Source organism: Fluviicola sp., from assembly GCF_029266855.1.
GTDB lineage: Bacteria > Bacteroidota > Bacteroidia > Flavobacteriales_D > Crocinitomicaceae > Fluviicola.
Window position 1 is genome coordinate 229,900 of sequence record NZ_JAQSWB010000007.1, and the last position, 16,941, is coordinate 246,840.

General features: G+C 40.7%; 16 protein-coding genes. 7 read left to right on the forward strand and 9 right to left on the reverse strand.

All coding sequences use genetic code 11. The annotated features are described in order from the left end of the window. Positions 1-68 precede the first annotated feature (68 nt). From sufC to K0S23_RS14825, 3 genes are all read left to right on the forward strand, one after another. Complete coding sequence (gene sufC, locus K0S23_RS14815; protein WP_300358945.1) at positions 69-821, forward strand: Fe-S cluster assembly ATPase SufC; 753 nt, start codon at positions 69-71, stop codon at positions 819-821. 14 nt (positions 822-835) lie between these two features. Next, entirely contained in the window at positions 836-2,104 is a 1,269-nt protein-coding gene (gene sufD, locus K0S23_RS14820) for a Fe-S cluster assembly protein SufD (protein WP_300358947.1), read from the forward strand. Between the two features lie 110 nt (positions 2,105-2,214). Continuing rightward, positions 2,215-2,946: a TlyA family RNA methyltransferase gene (locus tag K0S23_RS14825; RefSeq protein ID WP_300358949.1), complete on the forward strand. Its 732-nt coding sequence runs from the start codon at positions 2,215-2,217 to the stop codon at positions 2,944-2,946. Between the two features lie 142 nt (positions 2,947-3,088). Here K0S23_RS14825 and K0S23_RS14830 read toward each other — a convergent pair whose 3' ends face one another. The 4 genes from K0S23_RS14830 to K0S23_RS14845 form a co-directional block, all read right to left on the reverse strand. Further along, complete coding sequence (locus K0S23_RS14830) at positions 3,089-5,089, reverse strand: S8 family serine peptidase (protein WP_300358952.1); 2,001 nt, start codon at positions 5,087-5,089, stop codon at positions 3,089-3,091. Between the two features lie 238 nt (positions 5,090-5,327). Beyond that, the gene (locus K0S23_RS14835; protein WP_300358955.1) at positions 5,328-6,704 is read right to left on the reverse strand and encodes a hypothetical protein; all 1,377 of its coding nucleotides are present in this window, start codon (positions 6,702-6,704) and stop codon (positions 5,328-5,330) included. 2 nt (positions 6,705-6,706) lie between these two features. Then, complete coding sequence (locus tag K0S23_RS14840; RefSeq protein WP_300358958.1) at positions 6,707-7,225, reverse strand: sigma-70 family RNA polymerase sigma factor; 519 nt, start codon at positions 7,223-7,225, stop codon at positions 6,707-6,709. Then, positions 7,225-7,878 carry a hypothetical protein gene (locus tag K0S23_RS14845; protein WP_300358961.1) on the reverse strand — a complete coding sequence of 218 codons (654 nt, stop codon included), beginning with the start codon at positions 7,876-7,878 and terminating at the stop codon, positions 7,225-7,227. Before K0S23_RS14845 ends, K0S23_RS14840 begins: the two co-directional genes overlap by 1 nt. Before the next feature lie 98 nt (positions 7,879-7,976). On the opposite strand from K0S23_RS14845, the gene K0S23_RS14850 reads away from it, so the two are divergent. The 4 genes from K0S23_RS14850 to fabF all read left to right on the forward strand — a co-directional run bounded on the left by K0S23_RS14850 (position 7,977) and on the right by fabF (position 11,374). Further along, on the forward strand, positions 7,977-9,212 hold the full coding sequence (locus K0S23_RS14850; RefSeq protein ID WP_300358964.1) for a cysteine desulfurase: 1,236 nt from the start codon (positions 7,977-7,979) through the stop codon (positions 9,210-9,212). 13 nt (positions 9,213-9,225) lie between these two features. Next, on the forward strand, positions 9,226-9,645 hold the full coding sequence (locus K0S23_RS14855; RefSeq protein ID WP_300358966.1) for a SufE family protein: 420 nt from the start codon (positions 9,226-9,228) through the stop codon (positions 9,643-9,645). Between the two features lie 3 nt (positions 9,646-9,648). Continuing rightward, positions 9,649-9,954: an SUF system Fe-S cluster assembly protein gene (locus K0S23_RS14860; RefSeq protein WP_300358969.1), complete on the forward strand. Its 306-nt coding sequence runs from the start codon at positions 9,649-9,651 to the stop codon at positions 9,952-9,954. A 178-nt stretch (positions 9,955-10,132) separates the two neighbouring features. Further along, positions 10,133-11,374 carry a beta-ketoacyl-ACP synthase II gene (gene fabF / locus K0S23_RS14865; protein ID WP_300358972.1) on the forward strand — a complete coding sequence of 414 codons (1,242 nt, stop codon included), beginning with the start codon at positions 10,133-10,135 and terminating at the stop codon, positions 11,372-11,374. 34 nt (positions 11,375-11,408) lie between these two features. On the opposite strand, the gene K0S23_RS14870 is transcribed toward fabF, so the two are convergent. The 5 genes from K0S23_RS14870 to rfbB form a co-directional block, all read right to left on the reverse strand. Continuing rightward, positions 11,409-12,245, reverse strand: a complete 837-nt coding sequence (locus K0S23_RS14870) for a prolyl oligopeptidase family serine peptidase (RefSeq protein ID WP_300358975.1) — start codon at positions 12,243-12,245, stop codon at positions 11,409-11,411. A 29-nt stretch (positions 12,246-12,274) separates the two neighbouring features. Next, positions 12,275-13,150 (reverse strand): DUF2279 domain-containing protein, encoded by an 876-nt coding sequence (locus K0S23_RS14875; RefSeq protein ID WP_300358978.1) that lies wholly within the window; start codon positions 13,148-13,150, stop codon positions 12,275-12,277. Between the two features lie 56 nt (positions 13,151-13,206). Continuing rightward, positions 13,207-14,745: a YceI family protein gene (locus K0S23_RS14880; RefSeq protein ID WP_300358981.1), complete on the reverse strand. Its 1,539-nt coding sequence runs from the start codon at positions 14,743-14,745 to the stop codon at positions 13,207-13,209. 157 nt (positions 14,746-14,902) lie between these two features. Continuing rightward, positions 14,903-15,646 carry a CpsB/CapC family capsule biosynthesis tyrosine phosphatase gene (locus K0S23_RS14885; RefSeq protein WP_300358983.1) on the reverse strand — a complete coding sequence of 248 codons (744 nt, stop codon included), beginning with the start codon at positions 15,644-15,646 and terminating at the stop codon, positions 14,903-14,905. Between the two features lie 3 nt (positions 15,647-15,649). Continuing rightward, the gene (gene rfbB, locus K0S23_RS14890) at positions 15,650-16,708 is read right to left on the reverse strand and encodes a dTDP-glucose 4,6-dehydratase (RefSeq protein WP_300358985.1); all 1,059 of its coding nucleotides are present in this window, start codon (positions 16,706-16,708) and stop codon (positions 15,650-15,652) included. Between the last annotated feature and the right edge of the window lie 233 nt (positions 16,709-16,941).

Consider the following 16,941-nt stretch of genomic DNA (forward strand, 5'->3'; position numbering starts at 1 on the left):
GCAATGGATTAATTATCAAGGTGAAAACCTGTTCTTGATAATTCGCCAATTCATAATTAAAGAATAGGATGTTAAAGATCACAAATTTACACGCGTCGATTGACGGAAAAGAAATACTTAAAGGACTTAACTTAGAAGTAAAAGCCGGAGAAGTACACGCTATTATGGGACCAAACGGTGCTGGAAAAAGTACTTTGGCAAGTGTTTTGGCAGGTCGCGAAGAATACGAAATCACAGAAGGATCAGTAAATTTTGACGGGGCTGACTTGCTTGAAATGGCAACGGAAGACCGTGCCAGAGAAGGTTTATTCCTGGCGTTTCAATATCCTGTTGAAATTCCCGGGGTTTCTAACATCAATTTCCTGCGTACTGCTTTGAATGAAATTCGCGAATACAGAGGAGAATCTTCTATTTCAGCAAAAGATTTCATGGCATTGGTAAAAGAGAAATCTGCAATTGTGGAGTTGGATGCAAAATTGGCTTCCCGTTCAGTAAACGAAGGATTTTCAGGAGGTGAGAAAAAACGCAACGAGATCTTCCAAATGGCAATGCTGGATCCGAAACTATCTATATTGGACGAAACGGATTCCGGACTGGATATTGACGCACTTCGCATTGTTGCAAGCGGTGTAAACAAATTAAAATCTGATCAGAATGCAACGATCGTGATTACACATTACCAGCGTTTATTAGATTATATCGTTCCTGATTTTGTTCATGTACTTTACGATGGTAAAATTGTAAAATCAGGTCCGAAAGAACTGGCACTTGAATTGGAAGAAAAAGGTTACGATTGGATCAAAGCAGAATTTGCTAATTAATATAAATCATGCAGATGCAAACCATTGAAAAAGAATCGGCAGCAAGTGTGAATTGGCAATTAAACGGCTCTTTTCTGTTACATCCCGAATTGCGAAAAAAAGCACTTGATGTATTAGATAACACTGCTTTCCCTACGACTAAAACAGAAGCATGGAAATATACACGTGTTGCTAAAATCAAGAACAGTCATTTATCTGTCCAGGAAAATCCGGTTTCTCTAATCGGGAATTACGGTTTGTCCGCGGATCATATTCAGTATGTTTTTATAAACGGACATTTTTCAGAGGAGCTTTCTTCCAAATCATATCCGGAAGGCATGAAAATTCTTCCGCTCTCTAAAATGGATGAAGCTGAAGTTCGTGTTCTGGGTGGAAATGTATTATTGGATGGAGAAGTTTTTTCTGCAATCAATACGGCTTATGCAACGGATGGATTATATGTTCATGTTTCTGCCAAAATGCAGATCGAACCGGTAATTGAAATCATTCAAATTAATACCGAAAAGAATATCCTGACGAATTTACGTCACGTATTGGTTTCTGAAGCATTCTCGGAAGTTAAATTCATTCAGCGATCTCTTTCTGTTGATGGTTCGGATAATTTCACGAATGTAATTTCAGAAATTCATGTCGGAAAGAATTCAAAAGTGACGATTGACAAACTGCAGGAAGAACACGAATCCTGTTTTCAGATTTCAACTGAATTGGTTAATCAGCACCAGGATTCCAATTTCACGATCAATACTGTTACTCTAAACGGTTTATTGGTTCGCAATAATTTAACGATTGAGGTCGATGGCCAAAATTGTGAATCAAATTTGAATGGCGCCTATATTCTGAATGGAAATCAACACGTTGATAATCATACGGTAGTAGATCATAAAGTAGCAAACTGCGAATCCAACGAATTATATAAGGGTGTAATCGACGGAAAAGCAACTGCCGTATTCAACGGAAAGGTTTACGTTCGTAAGGACGCTCAAAAAATCAATGCCTTCCAATCCAACGCAAATGTATTGCTGAGCGATGACGCAACGGTTAACAGCAAACCTGAATTGGAAATCTATGCAGATGACGTAAAGTGTTCGCACGGATCAACCACCGGTCAGTTAGACGAGGAAGCCGTTTTTTATCTGCGTGCAAGAGGTTTGAGTGAGGCGAGTGCAAGACAATTAATGGTAGGTGCTTTCATCGAAGATGTTATCCAAAAAATAGAAAACGAAGTATTTACCGACCGTATTCATACTGTACTGAAAGAACGTTTCAATTGGGTTATTGAATAATCCAATCCGAATATTTTGAAGATCCAGTGGCAAAAACTACTGGATTTTTCATTTTACATTCACCCCACTGTGAGGAACACAATTCGCAATTAATAAATTACTTTTGCATTATGGAAGAACGTTTGGATAAAATATTGGTCGACCGGGGCTTGGTAACCTCCAGAACACGTGGTGAAGAGCTGATAAAAAACGGGGACGTCCTTGTAAACGGTATTTCAATAGAAAAACCCGGGAAGAAAATTTCGGTGGATTCCAAGATCTTACTCTTAAATGAAGAATTAACCTGGGTTTCAAGAGGCGCACTAAAGCTGCTCAAGGCTATCGAACATTTTCGAATCCCGGTTGCGGATCTCACGTTCATTGACCTGGGCGCTTCAACGGGTGGTTTCACCGAGGTTTTGTTGAGTAAGGGTGCACAACACGTTTTTTGTGTAGATGTTGGCCACGGGCAATTGCACGAACGAATCCGGTCAAATCCTGCCATAACAAATATTGAAAAAACGCATATCCGCGAATTAACTAATGCACATATTCCCGAAACGGTAGACGGGATCGTGATCGATGTTTCATTTATTTCCCTGGAAAAAGTACTTCCCTTCACCGGAAATTTTGTAAAACAGGGTGGAGTTTTGGTTGCTTTGATCAAACCGCAATTCGAATTGGAAAAACGCTTCCTTAACAAACACGGTGTCGTTAAAAGTGCTGCTGTTTACCCAGAGATCTTAAAACGAATCGAAAAATCGGTGCATGATTCACATTTTGAAGTACAGGGCATCATAGATTCCCCGATCATCGGCGGAGACGGAAATAAGGAGTTTTTGTTGTTCGCAACGAAGAAGTAATAACCATTTCCCGCAGAACGCTTACGCCTTAGCTTCAGCGTTGGCGCATTGCGCGGATTACGCAAATTTTAATGGAATAAAAAAGTCCATTCGAGAAGCGAACAGACTTTTAATAAAAATTACTCCAGAAAGAAAGCAGGTGTTATCTCACCAATTTTGAATTAGCACTCAAAGTACCTTTTTCATATAAATTGAGAATATACATTCCATTGCTATAATTCTCAAGTGAGATTAGTGTAGTTGTCGAATCTAAAGTTCCGGTTTCCCAAACCAATTCTCCCAAGGTATTGTATAATTTCAAATTTTGATTCCCTGTAAGTTTATCCATCTTCAATTCATATAAATGTTCACCTACTCTGGACAAGATTAATTGATCCAAGTCAACTTCCGGTAAACCTACCACTTCATTTAAAGAATTTATGCAGCTAACTCTTCCGTAGAACATGTAAGGGTCATATCCAGGCGTGCTTGGGAAAAAATTATAATCATATACTCCCGTTGGAGAGGGCAATGCGTGAACCTTTTCAGCTCCATCACGAAGTACCTGAGTGACTTGTGCACTTGTTAAATTCGGATTTTTCTCCAAAATCAGTGCGGCAATTGATGCAACTATTGGACTAGATACTGAAGTTCCTGTTTTAATAACATAATCACCTGAATTATCACCATTATTTCCTTGAAGATCGATAGTTTGAATTAATGTGCCTGGCGCAACAACATCATAACCATATGAAGGATCACCACCAATAGAACAATATTCAAAGGTTCCAGACCAATCGTTAACCAAATAAGTGGCTACCATTAAATCGTCTGGGTTAGTCATCCCAACTCCAATAACACCTAATTGATTTGCTGGGAAATTACTAACATAACTATTGGTATTGTCTGGGTCATTTCCAGTTGTGGCAACCATTATGATGCCTAAAAATCCGCCATTACCATCCGGTCTCCCAACCAAACGTGCATTGTTCAATTCATTCACAATGTTTGAACTATACTCAATTACAAAGCTCATATTAATAATGTCAACCTCATCCTCAATTGCCTTTTGCAAAGCAATTACTATTTGAGCAGATGAGATTTCAGTCCCAACAAGATATGGATGAATCTCTGCGTCAAATGCCACTCCAACCGCTATTTTTTCTCCCGTATCATGATTATTAGGAGTTGCTCCAATAACACCAGCGACTGACATCCCATGCCCATCGTAATCGGAATACGTATTGGTAGTAAAATAAGTTCCGTTATTCATAATACAATCATAACCTGGTGCAAGCGTGCTTAGATCCGGATGGTCATATTCAAATCCTCCCACATCAATAATTCCAATTTTAATCCCTTCACCCGTAAATCCTTCTTGCCAACATTCACAAATATCTGCATCTGCATCTGCCGTTCCATTCATTCCATTCCATATTAACCCACCACTATTGTCAATATGCCAGGTTCCATGGGTCGAATTGGGATTTAGTGATGTTTCAACAACCAATTCACAGTCCATCGGCTCACCACCAATAATGTTGGGTTGAGCAATCTTTACGTATGCCTGTTCATACATATAAAGCATGTTAGCCAAAAGCATACTATTCATAATTGTATCCGGTTTCCCGACCATTTTAAAAATATAGGTCCAGCTTACATCATCATTTAAATTTGGAGATGGTCTATGGACCAATTCCAAACTATATTCACTCATCAAACTATCTATAACTAAAGAATCGATCAAAGGATTATGAAAGGTTACCAATATCTGGTCATCCGTCCGGTAGTAAAGCTGTTGCACATTCGGATCATAGGGATATTGTGTTAAAACGGGGGCGAAAATGCTTAGCTGTCCCGAATTAATAATCGAGTCTTTGATAGCTAACAGATCCTGAAGTGTTGCATTGCTATTGAACAAAATCTCATTAAAATTCACGAGATCATCAAAATCAAAATTTAGTTCTTCAATTACAACTGTGTCTAAGTATCCCGTATAAGCACTATCATTCTGACATCTGAACAATAGTACATCCGGCTGAAGATACCACCAACTCTTGGTTCCATCTTCATTGTAATAAAAAACGCTGTCTATATTTTGAGAGAATCCAAAATTGGAATTACCAAAAAGAAAAAGCAGGCTGATAAGAATAGTTATTTTCATGTGATTCGTAAATAGTGTTTATTGATTACGAATATAGTAACAAATGTGTGAAATACAAATTTTACAAAAATAAAAAAGAGGACCTAAATCCTCTTCTTTTTCAAGCCAGTTCTACCTTGCCTCGACTATTTCGTTATCGCTTGAGTTGTAGTAATTTTTCAAACTCCTTTGGAGAAGTTGACAACGAAATAAATATCTTTCTACCTCCTAGATGACTTACTTATTAAAAGGTTGGAAATTAAAATGAATATTTTATTTGGAGCTTCACTCCCTGGATATCATCAAACACCGCATTCTCACTTTTTAGCCTGGAAACAAACTGATACTGAATACCCAAGCCTAGTGCTGTTCTATTCTTAAACGGCGTAAAATGGTAATCTATTCCCGCTGTTGCTCCCAGCTGAAGTTTATTTGAATTGTATACATTTGTAATGGCTGTTCTGCTTTCTTCGTAACCATTCAGTAAACGATTCAATGCAACTCCTCCGTAAACGGTCAGCCCGCCTTTAAAGGTATAACCCACAGAAGAACTCAGGTGGATCGTATTCAATTTTTGGTTTGAACTGGTGTAACGGCCATTGACATAACTTCCGTTCGACTGTGCATACTGACTAAATCCAAGATCCTGTGTAAATCTCACTTTTCCTAAGTAAGCATGATACTGGAAATCTCCGGCAATTCCCATGGAAGGGATTGAACTTGAGAAGGCGCTTCGGTTCTTCTCGTTGATAAAGGCAAACTGTCCGCCCACCAATACACTGAATTTCGGTCTGAATACCGGCTTATAAGGTAAGAATGTAAAGTCTCCGATCACACCCGGAACAAAAGGAATCTCTTTCCGTGCAAGCACATCCAAATCGGCTTCATCCGTATCAACAGGAATCAGTGTCTGCTCATTAGAGGTATTTACAAGCTCCTTGTTCTGAACCAAATTCGGGTTGACATTCAACTCACTGCTATGCAGACCAATTTCATTGTTCTTAACAACTGCAAAATCTTCCGGTTCCTTGTTTGTAACAAGCAATTCCTTCTGAACGTTTTGCTGAATTTGCACTTTATTCAATCCCGGATTTTCAGAAACCATCATTATTTCCTCGTCAGCAGAAGCGTTGTTTCCAGCTGGATTCGAGGATGCAATAACTTGATCTTTATTTTCCCCGGAAACAGTTCCGTTTTCAGCAGTGTTGAAAGCAAAAGAAGTTCTCTGCTCCTTATTCGAAACCATGTAATGATCCGTATAGAATGCGAGGAATACAAAAATTACCGAAGCCGCTGCCATTTTCATCCACGGAATCCGTGTAGATACCGGGTAACTTAATGTGCTGTTCAATCGGTTCCAGACACGCTCCCTGGAAAGCTGTTCTTCGAGTTTCGACCAGCCATCACCGGAATTATTCGGCGACCAGTTTTCATAAGATTCCACTAAGCCTTTGTCTGCGGAACTTCCGCTTGCCTCCAGGCTTTCATCCAAACGGTCCCAAACAGCGGAAACAGCCAGATCGGCCTCCAAATTTTCCCAGACATCAGAAGACGGTATACCCGCATCCCAATTTTCAAAGGATTTTTGAAGAGACTGAAACTCCCGGTTTGAATTATTTAGATTTTCCAAAGACATCTTTAAGAAACCAATTTTTGTTTTAGTACGGAACGCGCATAATTTAATTGAGACTTGGAAGTCCCTATCGAGATTTCCAGTTCCTCAGCAATTTCAGAATGCGACCATCCTTCCAATGCGTATAATTTCAATACCAAACCTGCTTTGGTCGGCAATAAATTAATTTCTTCGAGCACTTTCGCAAAAGGAATTCCTGTTTCCAGTTCGCTTTCCTCCTGATCCACGAAAGGAATATCTCCCAATTGGGTGAAATTCTTTCTTTTTCGCAGTGTCTGAAGACAGCAATTCACAGTTACTCTTCTCATCCAGCCCTCAAAGGAGCCAGTAAAGGTATAAGAGCCAATATTTTTGTAAATATGCATGTACGCATCGTGCAGCATGTCTTCCGCGTCCTGTGTATCGGAGCCGTATAACTTGCAGACTTTGAACAAATCCTTGGAGAAAAGACGATACAAACGTTCCTGTGCAGATCGTTCCCAATTTGCACAGCCTTCAATGATATCTTTATACTCCGCAGACATTATTCAACTTTTAACACCAATGCATTTGGAATTTGTTCGGTGATTTTGTTAAACATCTGAACGTTATAATCCTTACTAATTACCACCGTTGGGGTACCATTCTGGTTCGGCTTTGCCGGATCATTTGACAAACTACTTGGAATAGTTGAAAATAGTTTATTTATGTCAAATCCAATGTAAACCTGGTAATTTTTCTTCTTTTGAAGGAAGAATGGATTCAGTATTTTGAAATTCAAATCATCCAAATCCGTCCATTCAATTACCATAGGAAAAGTTTCACTTCCTTTTATATAAATTCCTTCTAAACGAATTGATGGGTTATTCGATTTATCTATAATCGTTTTCAATGAAAATTCGGTGTAGTCTCCCATCGGAACATCCAGGGAAATTGCCAGGTTATCCTGGGTTGAAAATTGGACCTTCTGAACAGGTAAACTTTTGGTGATCTCTACTGCAGAACCTTTCTCCCGTATCCCTGAAACAGTGAACTCCTTGGAGTAAAAGAACCCTTTGTTTATGACATAATTCCCCTGACCATTGCAAACAGAGTGAAACCTCCAGTTCAGGTTCAGGTAAGCAGGCTGTTTGAGGTTGTATTTTTCACAACCTGTGCCAACGGCCACCAATATCAGTAATAGGTATAAGACCCTCATTTGTAATCAATTTAAAGCTAAGATACAGCTAAAATAAAAAGGTTGGAAATTAATCTTATTTAGAACCTGTACAAATAGCATTTAACTATCTTTGTATTATGGAAAATGCATCAACAAGAAAATTCAATGTGCGTGAGATCCGCCAGGACTTCCCTGCCCTTCGTCAACAAGTATATGGAAAGAATCTCATTTACTTTGACAACGGAGCAACATCTCAGAAACCGCAAATGGTATTGGATGCAATTAACCAGTATTACAGCATGGACAATGCGAACATTCACCGTGGTGTCCATCATTTAAGCCAGAAAGCTACTTCCGAATACGAAGATGCCCGCGAAACGGTTCGCCGTTTTATCAATGCTGAAAAAAAGGAGGAAATTATTTTCACCAAGGGAACAACAGACGGAATTAACCTGGTTGCGAGTTCTTTCGGGGAATTATTGAGTGCCGGGGATGAAATCATCATTTCGGCAATGGAACATCACTCGAACATTGTTCCCTGGCAAATGCTTGCTGAACGTAAAAAACTGATTTTAAAAGTAATTCCGATCAATAAACGCGGTGAGTTACTTTTGGAAGAATATCATAAGCTCCTTTCACCGAAAACAAAACTGGTTGCCGTAACACATATTTCAAATAGTTTGGGAACGGTGAACCCGGTGGAACAAATCATTGAAGCGGCTCATGCTGTCGGGGCAAAAGTACTGATCGATGGAGCTCAGAGCGTTCAGCATACCAAAGTCGATATGCTGGCTATGAACTGCGACTTCTTTGTCTTTTCGGGACATAAGGTTTTCGGACCGACGGGGATCGGGGTGCTTTACGGGAAAGAAGCGATCTTAGAGGAAATGCCGCCTTACCAGGGTGGTGGTGACATGATCGCGAAAGTAACTTTCGAACGGACAACTTATAATGAATTGCCTTTCAAATTCGAAGCCGGAACACCGCACATTGCCGGAGGTATCTGTTTAGGTACTGCTTTAAATTATCTGAACCAGTTCGATCCGAAAGAATTAGAGGAATACGAACGCGACTTAACGGAATATGCCCAGGAAATGCTGGAAACTTTCGAGAATATTACTTTGATCGGGACTGCAAAGAACAAAACTTCCGTGGTTTCTTTCGGTGTTCAGGGAATTCATCCTTTTGACATCGGAACGCTATTGGATAAACAGGGAATTGCTGTGAGAACCGGGCATCATTGTACGCAGCCTTTAATGGATTTTTACCAGGTACCCGGAACGATCAGGGCTTCTTTTGCATTTTACAATACACGTGAAGAAATAGACCAATTTATAGCGGCAGTCGAGAAAAGTATTTCGATGCTGGGTTAGGAGAGAATAGATCATGACAATCGAAGAAAAACAACAGGAAATTATTGACGACTTTGCCATCTACGATGACTGGATGGAGAAGTACGAATACATCATTGAACTTGGAAAAGATTTGCCATTGATCGATCCGGACAAAAAAACGGAAGACCGACTGATTGAAGGTTGTCAGAGCCGTGTTTGGTTGGATGCAACGATCGATCAGGACAACAGAATAAGATTGACAGCTGATTCCGACGCGATCATTACAAAAGGAATTATTGGTTTGCTGATTCGTGTTTACGATAACGAAAAACCGGAAGATATTGTAAGAAGCGATCTGTATTTCATTTCGGAAATCGGACTGCAGGAACATCTTTCACCAACCCGGGCGAATGGCTTGTTGAGCATGGTTAAAAAAATCAAATTACTGGCATTGTCCGCATTAGCAAAATAAAAAATGGAACATTTAGAAGATAAAATAGTTGACATATTAAAAACCATATTCGACCCGGAAATTCCTGTTGATATTTACGAATTGGGCTTGATCTATGAGGTTCGGATTTCGAAAGAAGGTGTTGTTGAAATCGATATGACCCTGACTTCTCCGAACTGCCCGGTTGCGGAATCTTTACCGAAAGATGTGAAGGAAAAGGTAGAAAGTGTTGAAGGAGTGACAGAAGCTCATGTCAATATTGTATTCGATCCGCCTTGGGACAAAGATATGATGAGCGAAGAAGCTAAATTGGAACTCGGATTCTTATAAGAATTGAAAATGGGACTTCGACTACGTTCAGCCTTCTTTTCAATTTAAGATTTTCTGAACGAAAAGTGATCGAATCAGCCGCAATAGAAACCCATTGAACTTTTCAACAAAAGGTGACTGAGCGGAGTAGAAATAACCTTTTTAGAATAAATTTATACTATTAATCGAAACATTTGTTATGACAAGAAGAGTTGTGATTACCGGTTTGGGAGCCCTTACACCAATCGGGAATAACGTTCCTGATTTTTGGAACAACATAAAAGCAGGTAAAAGCGGTGCAGCACCGATTACTAAATTCGACACCTCAAAATTCAAGACAACTTTCGCTTGCGAAGTGAAAGGATATAATCCCTCAGAACATTTTGATGTAAAAGAAATCAGGAAATACGATCCTTTTTCTCAATATGCACTTGTAGCCGTTCGGGAAGCTGTTGCGGATGCAGGAATAAATTTCGAGGAACTGAACAGGGACCGTATCGGGGTTATTTGGGGTTCCGGAAATGGTGGGATTCAAACTTTCCAGGACCAGATGAAAGAATATTCAGCCGGAGACGGAACTCCGCGTTTTACTCCTTACTTTATCCCGAGAATCCTGGTTGATATTGCTTCAGGGATCATCTCAATGGAATACGGTCTTCGCGGAATCAATTATTGTGCGGTTTCGGCCTGTGCAACTTCCAATACGGCAATGATCGATGCTTTTAACTATATCAAATGGGGAAAGGCTAACATGATCATCAGCGGAGGTTCTGAAGCAGCAATTACCGAATCAGCAATGGGCGGATTCTCTTCTGCGCAGGCTTTATCCAAACGCAATGACTCTCCTGAAACGGCATCCCGCCCGTTCGATATTACCCGCGACGGTTTCGTTATGGGTGAAGGCGCTGCAGCATTGATTTTAGAGGAATACGAACACGCTATTGCCCGTGGAGCGAAAATCTACGCAGAGGTTGTCGGTGGCGGAATGGCTGCGGATGCTTATCATTTAACAGGAACTCATCCGGAAGGTGACGGTGCTGTACTTGGAATGGAAGAAGCGCTTCGCGATGCGGAGATCACTCCGGATCAGATTGATTATATCAACATGCATGCAACTTCTACTTCCCAGGGAGACAACAGTGAATTAATCGCTTTGAGACGGGTATTCGGAGAAAGACAATCGTTGAGTGTTTCCGGAACGAAATCCATGACAGGTCACTTATTGGGGGCTGCAGGAGCTGTTGAGGCAATTGCATGTATCCTGGCAATCCGGGATTCCGTTGTCCCTCCTACCATCAATACCACAGAGATCGAACCTGATTTCAAAGATCTGTTTGATTTTCCATTGCAAAAAGGGAAACCACAGGAAATCAAATATGCTATGAGCAACACTTTTGGGTTCGGCGGGCACATTGCCACGGTGATCTTTAAGAAAATATAAGACAGTAAGGGCGGAAAATTTTCCGCCCTTACTGTTAACCCACAGTTTTCATCCAATCCACCACCTGTTCACAGAAGAACCGCAGTTCTTCCGAATCTCGTTTCATGGGGTGTGCGGTATTCAATGTATGTCCCGTATTTGGAATCGGCAGAAATGCATTTAACGGATTATTTTTATAAACCCAGGAGAAAATGGTTCTGCCATGCTCAAAAGGCACTGCTTCGTCATCCACCGCATGAGCCACAAAACAGGGAATTGAAAGCTTTTCCATTACTCTTTCCATATTGCAGGTCGTATCACTTGCCAATGTTTCGGCTAAGAATTCCGGACCTTGGGGCAGATCTTGCTTCGTACGCATATTCGGTCTGAAATAAACTCCCTTTGCTTTCCATTCTTCCATGATTTCCGGAGTTCTTACATCCAGTGTTCGGAGTGAATTCAATAAAATAATTCCTGAGAGTTCTATCCCGGCTTTTCTAATAGATTGAGAAGCAAACACCGCCGAAAAACCACCCATGCTATGACCGAAAAGAAACAACTTCTCCGGTTTATGAAATAACGAATTGCTCGTTATTTCTTTAGCCATGAAAGTCAGGTCTTCTGCTTCCAGTCTCCGGCAATTGGTTTTGTATTTGTCCAGGTCATTGAAATAATCACCGTCATCTGAAATACCGCAGTGGGAATAATTAAAGGCAACAGAAGAAATTCCGTTCTCGGCAAAATAATGCTGAATAGTAGGAAACATACCGAAATGGTAGAAACCATTGTGACCGCAAGCCATTAATACAATCGGGGAATCGGTCCCGCAGGAGACGGATTTTCCTCTTAATATCCCGTTCGGACTCTCGATCTGAAAAAGGTCAGTTTCCATGTTTCATTATTTGGTAAGCAGTAATTTACCTAAAACATTCCGAAATAACAGACTCCGTTTCTCCAAAACACAGCCGGCAAAGGTATTTTAACAGCATTTAAGGGCTTCAGCAACTTCTTTAACCAGGGTTTTCTAATGGGAAGCTGCGACCAGTCCAAATCCAATGAAAGGGCGTACTCCTGTTTGGCAAAGTAGCTTTTCCCGGTATTCGGATCCTGGTAGGTATTGGATTCTCCGTTTAGTTTTGCATCGATGCTGTAACCAAACCCGATCTGGATCCATTTGGGAAATTTCGATTCTTTGAAAAAAGTTCCGGGGGCTACACATAGCCAGTAACTTTGGGCGTTGTAATCTTTCAATAATCTTTCAGGAAAATTGGAACCTAAGGTGTTTGGCCGGATTTGAGCATAGGGTGATGGTTTGTACCCGAACTTCAGTTGAAAGCGCTGCTCATCCCACCCCAGTTGCTGGCCGATAAACAAACCCACTCCGGCAGTATTTGCCGTCAGATCTGCCCAGGAAAAACCCCATTCGGCACTGAAACCATCCAGGACTTCCACCGAAAGCTGATAGGTCCAGGCAATTCCGCCGGAAAGGAAAATTGCTTTTCGTTTAGGCATTCTTGCCCAGCGCCAGGCAGCGTAATTCACCGTTGACAATTTATAAGCTGTATAGGAATGTCCCAGTTTATCCATGTAAAGCCATTCATTCGAATCATCGAACGAATGGAATGTTGATTTCGGATATTCCTGGTACCAAACTGCGGAAAGTAAAACTATGCTTCCACCTCCTAATGCAAGATTAGTTCCACCTACCAGGTAGGATCGCTTGTTCCAGGTGGTATCTGTTAATTGGGCAGAAACACCGAAGGCAACAAAAAAAAGACAGTAAAGGAGCACTTTCACGCGGGAAAAATACAACTTTCTGTCTTTACAATTCCGGGAAGGGATATAAAAAACACTTATCGGGACACCGCAACTTCAAATGTTATATCCACCAAATCGCCTATTTTCGAATCGGATGTCATGCCGTGTTTTGTTCTATCCACGACAGATTTACCTACAAAGACCAGGACTTCGTTTCCGTCTTTATTCACCTTTGAAACAAAGCGCAGATTCAGGATTACTTCAGCCTTCTCTCCCGCGAATTCCAGGTCGCCGCTTATTTTATAATCTTCACCCGTTTTTTGAATTTCCCTGGAACGGTAAGTTATTTCGGGATATTTCTCACATTTTATAAATTCATCACTCAAAACAGATTCATCCCGGATATCATTGAAGGTTGTCAAACTGTTACTTTTCATTTTCACATCCAGGCTTTTCAAAACTCCCACCTTATCCAACTGAAGATCAACACTGAAATCCTTGATTGCTCCTGCAGTTCGGCTGGCGGGCGGACCTACTTCGAATTCCAATTTTGAGTTTGCAGCGATACTTTTCCAGGCTCCGGCATCACCCGCAGAAAGTGCAATTGCCGGTATATCCATCACATCTTTTCTCGCAGTGGATTGATTGTTCGAATTATCCAAAAGTGTTTCCACTTTCAATTTCTCGCGCTGGAATATAGAATCCACCGGATTTGTAAACCCGATCAGAATTAGTGGAAGCAGCATCCCATGAAAAGGTTTTTCAGTACCCGGCTCCTGTTCGATAAGAGCTAGTGCCAGTGAAGTCCCGATAATTGATCCCAGCATTGTAGGCATACCCCCGAAATTCTCATTGATAAATCCGAAACTTACCAGTATTCCGATAACCAGCAGGGGAATAAATAAGCTTATGAAAATCCGTGCCTTCTCTCTTTTAATGGATTTACACGCCCACAAAGAACCTAATCCGGCCAGAATTCCCATCCATAAATTCCCTTTCAGGAGTGAATCTGAAATCCCATCCAATGAATTGAGGGAAAAGAAGACCCAGACTACTGCGAAAAGTAAAATCCCCAGTTGTAAACCGGTATTTGAGCGCAGCCCCATATTAGCTGCAAAATATCCGGTAGCAAGCAAGATTACTCCAAAGGTTGATACAAAAAATGAAGCCGCGAAGACAAAGATTCCCAAAAAGATAAGAGAAACTGCGGTGTTAAATTCAGATCCGTCAGCACCAAACCAACGCACGGCAAACCAGTCCTTTATTTTGGCAAAAAGAGGAATCAGTGAACCGACAATCGCAAAGGAAGCTACTTCCATCGTCCAATCAACATCAAAACCCTGGAAGTTTGCCTTTGCTCCGATTGGAATTACGGCCAGGAAACCGACAAAGTAAGGTGCCACCTTTCGAACCTTTTCGGAAAGCAGGGAAATCAGGTATCCCAAAGCAATGATTCCAATCAAAGTAAAACAGATCATTTCCAGTGAAGAATCTGGTTCAAATCCACTGGTCAAAGTAACAATTAAACAGATGATTGCGATGCTCAGCGAAGTTTTAAAGAGAAATGCCGAACGCACTAAAAAGGCGGTTATAATTGCAATAATTCCTACGCCCATTCCCAGATAATTTTCCATAATAGCATTTTTACAAGGATACAAATAACCTATTTACCGTGGTATGTATTTCTTTTGAAATTATTCCGATCCTTATCTGTATAAAGGGAAAATTTAAATTAAAAAAACGAGCTTTCCAAAGAAAGATAGAATCCGCTAAGATTTGAGGGCTCTCCTTTTAGATATATGTGGGGTTTTTGACCTTTAGTTCCATTAATTGATGGAAGACCGCTTCCTTCAAAGAACTTTCCAATAGTTCAAGATGTTGGATCCGGTGGCAATCACTTCCCAAAATATCAATCAAACCGGCTTTTAAAAGCCTGAGTGCTTGATTTTTCACATCCGGACCATAATGTCCGGTAAAGGAATTCAGATTCACCTGGATATAGCAACCACGTTCCCGAAGCGATCTGGCAACTTCGACGGATGAATGAAAATAGACGTACCGCTCAAAATGAGCCAGAACAGGTTGGTAACCAGCAGATTTCAATTGAAAAACGACCTCTTCCACCTGAAGAGGTTGATTTCTGAAGGAAAATTCAAACAGGATGTGGTTCCCCTGAAATGGTAACAGGTCCTTATTCCGGATACGTTCAAACAAGGTCTCATCGAAGTAATATTCTGCGGAAGCTTCCAGGATTAAGTTTAGCCCCAAATCCGCACTTACCTTTTTTACTTCTTCCAGTTTACTCAGAATGATTTCGGAAGTGTTATTGTAAACTCCCGACATAATATGTGGGGTCATGATCAGTTTTTGGTAGCCCAATGCTTCAAACTTTCGGAGCATCCCGATCGTATGATCCATCGTTGGGGCACCATCGTCTATTCCCGGCAGTAAATGACTGTGTATATCAACTAAAAGTTTTCCTCCCAGATCAGCCGCCTCTTTTTTTTGTCGGTTAAACGCACCAAAAATCCCCATGTTTTAACGCTGATTATACATGTTTTTATAGTAATCCTGGTAAGTCCCGGAAGTTACTTCCTTTACCCAATCCTGGTTGTTTAAATACCATTTAACTGTATTTCGAAGACCTTCCTCAAACGTTATACTTGGCTTCCAGCCTAATTCATCAAACAATTTTGTTGCATCTATTGCATAACGAAGGTCATGTCCGGCACGATCTTTCACGTAACTGATTAATTCGGCGCTTTCTCCTTCCTTACGACTCAATTCCCGGTCCATAATCCGGCATAGTTCGTGGATCAGGTCAATATTCCTCCATTCGTTCCAGCCACCGATATTGTAGTTACAACCGATCGTACCTTGGTGAAAAATAAGGTCTATCGCACGTGCATGATCCTCAACCCACAGCCAATCTCTCACATTGATCCCTTCACCATAAACAGGAAGTGGCTTTTTATTCAATATGTTATTGATCATTAAAGGAATCAGTTTTTCAGGATGATGATGACTTCCGTAATTGTTGGAACAATTTGATCGTTTTACCGGGAATCCGTAAGTATGATAATAAGCCGAAACAAAATGATCGGAAGCTGCTTTTGAAGCGGAATAAGGACTTCTTGGATCGTAAGGTGTCGTTTCGGTGAAAAATCCTTCTGCACCAAGCGATCCGAAAACCTCATCTGTGGAAACATGGTAAAAAATATGTCCTTCCAACGTTTTCCAATATGCTCTTGCCTGGTTCATCAGGTTAACTGTTCCGACAACATTGGTGTGCACAAATTCCATTGGTCCTTCAATCGAACGGTCAACATGAGATTCTGCAGCCAAATGAATAACATCTGTGATCTGATATTGTTCAAATGCTTCTTTCACATCTTGTTCTGAAGTAATGTCTCCCTTAAAAAAAGTGTGATTCTTCTTGTCCATAATATCTTTCAAATTGGACAAATTACCCGCATACGTAAGCGAGTCAAAAGTTACGATTTGATACGAAGGGTATTTATTTACCAGGAGGCGAACCAAATGTGATCCGATGAATCCCGCACCACCCGTTACCAGTACATTTTTCTGTGTTGTCATACAAGAAGTAAAAATAACCAATTATCGCCTTCCGGGAAAATTTTCCGGACTTATGTAAGAGAAACTTACTTTGACGAAGGGAAGGCCGCTGGACTTTACTTACCTCCTATTCCATATTCAATGCATATCTATGGCATGGATAATAGATATAGTCTACCGTGGCGGATATAAATTTAACAATGAGGATGTGCATTTAACCAGGTCAATTCCGGATCAAAAAAAGGGTGGAAACT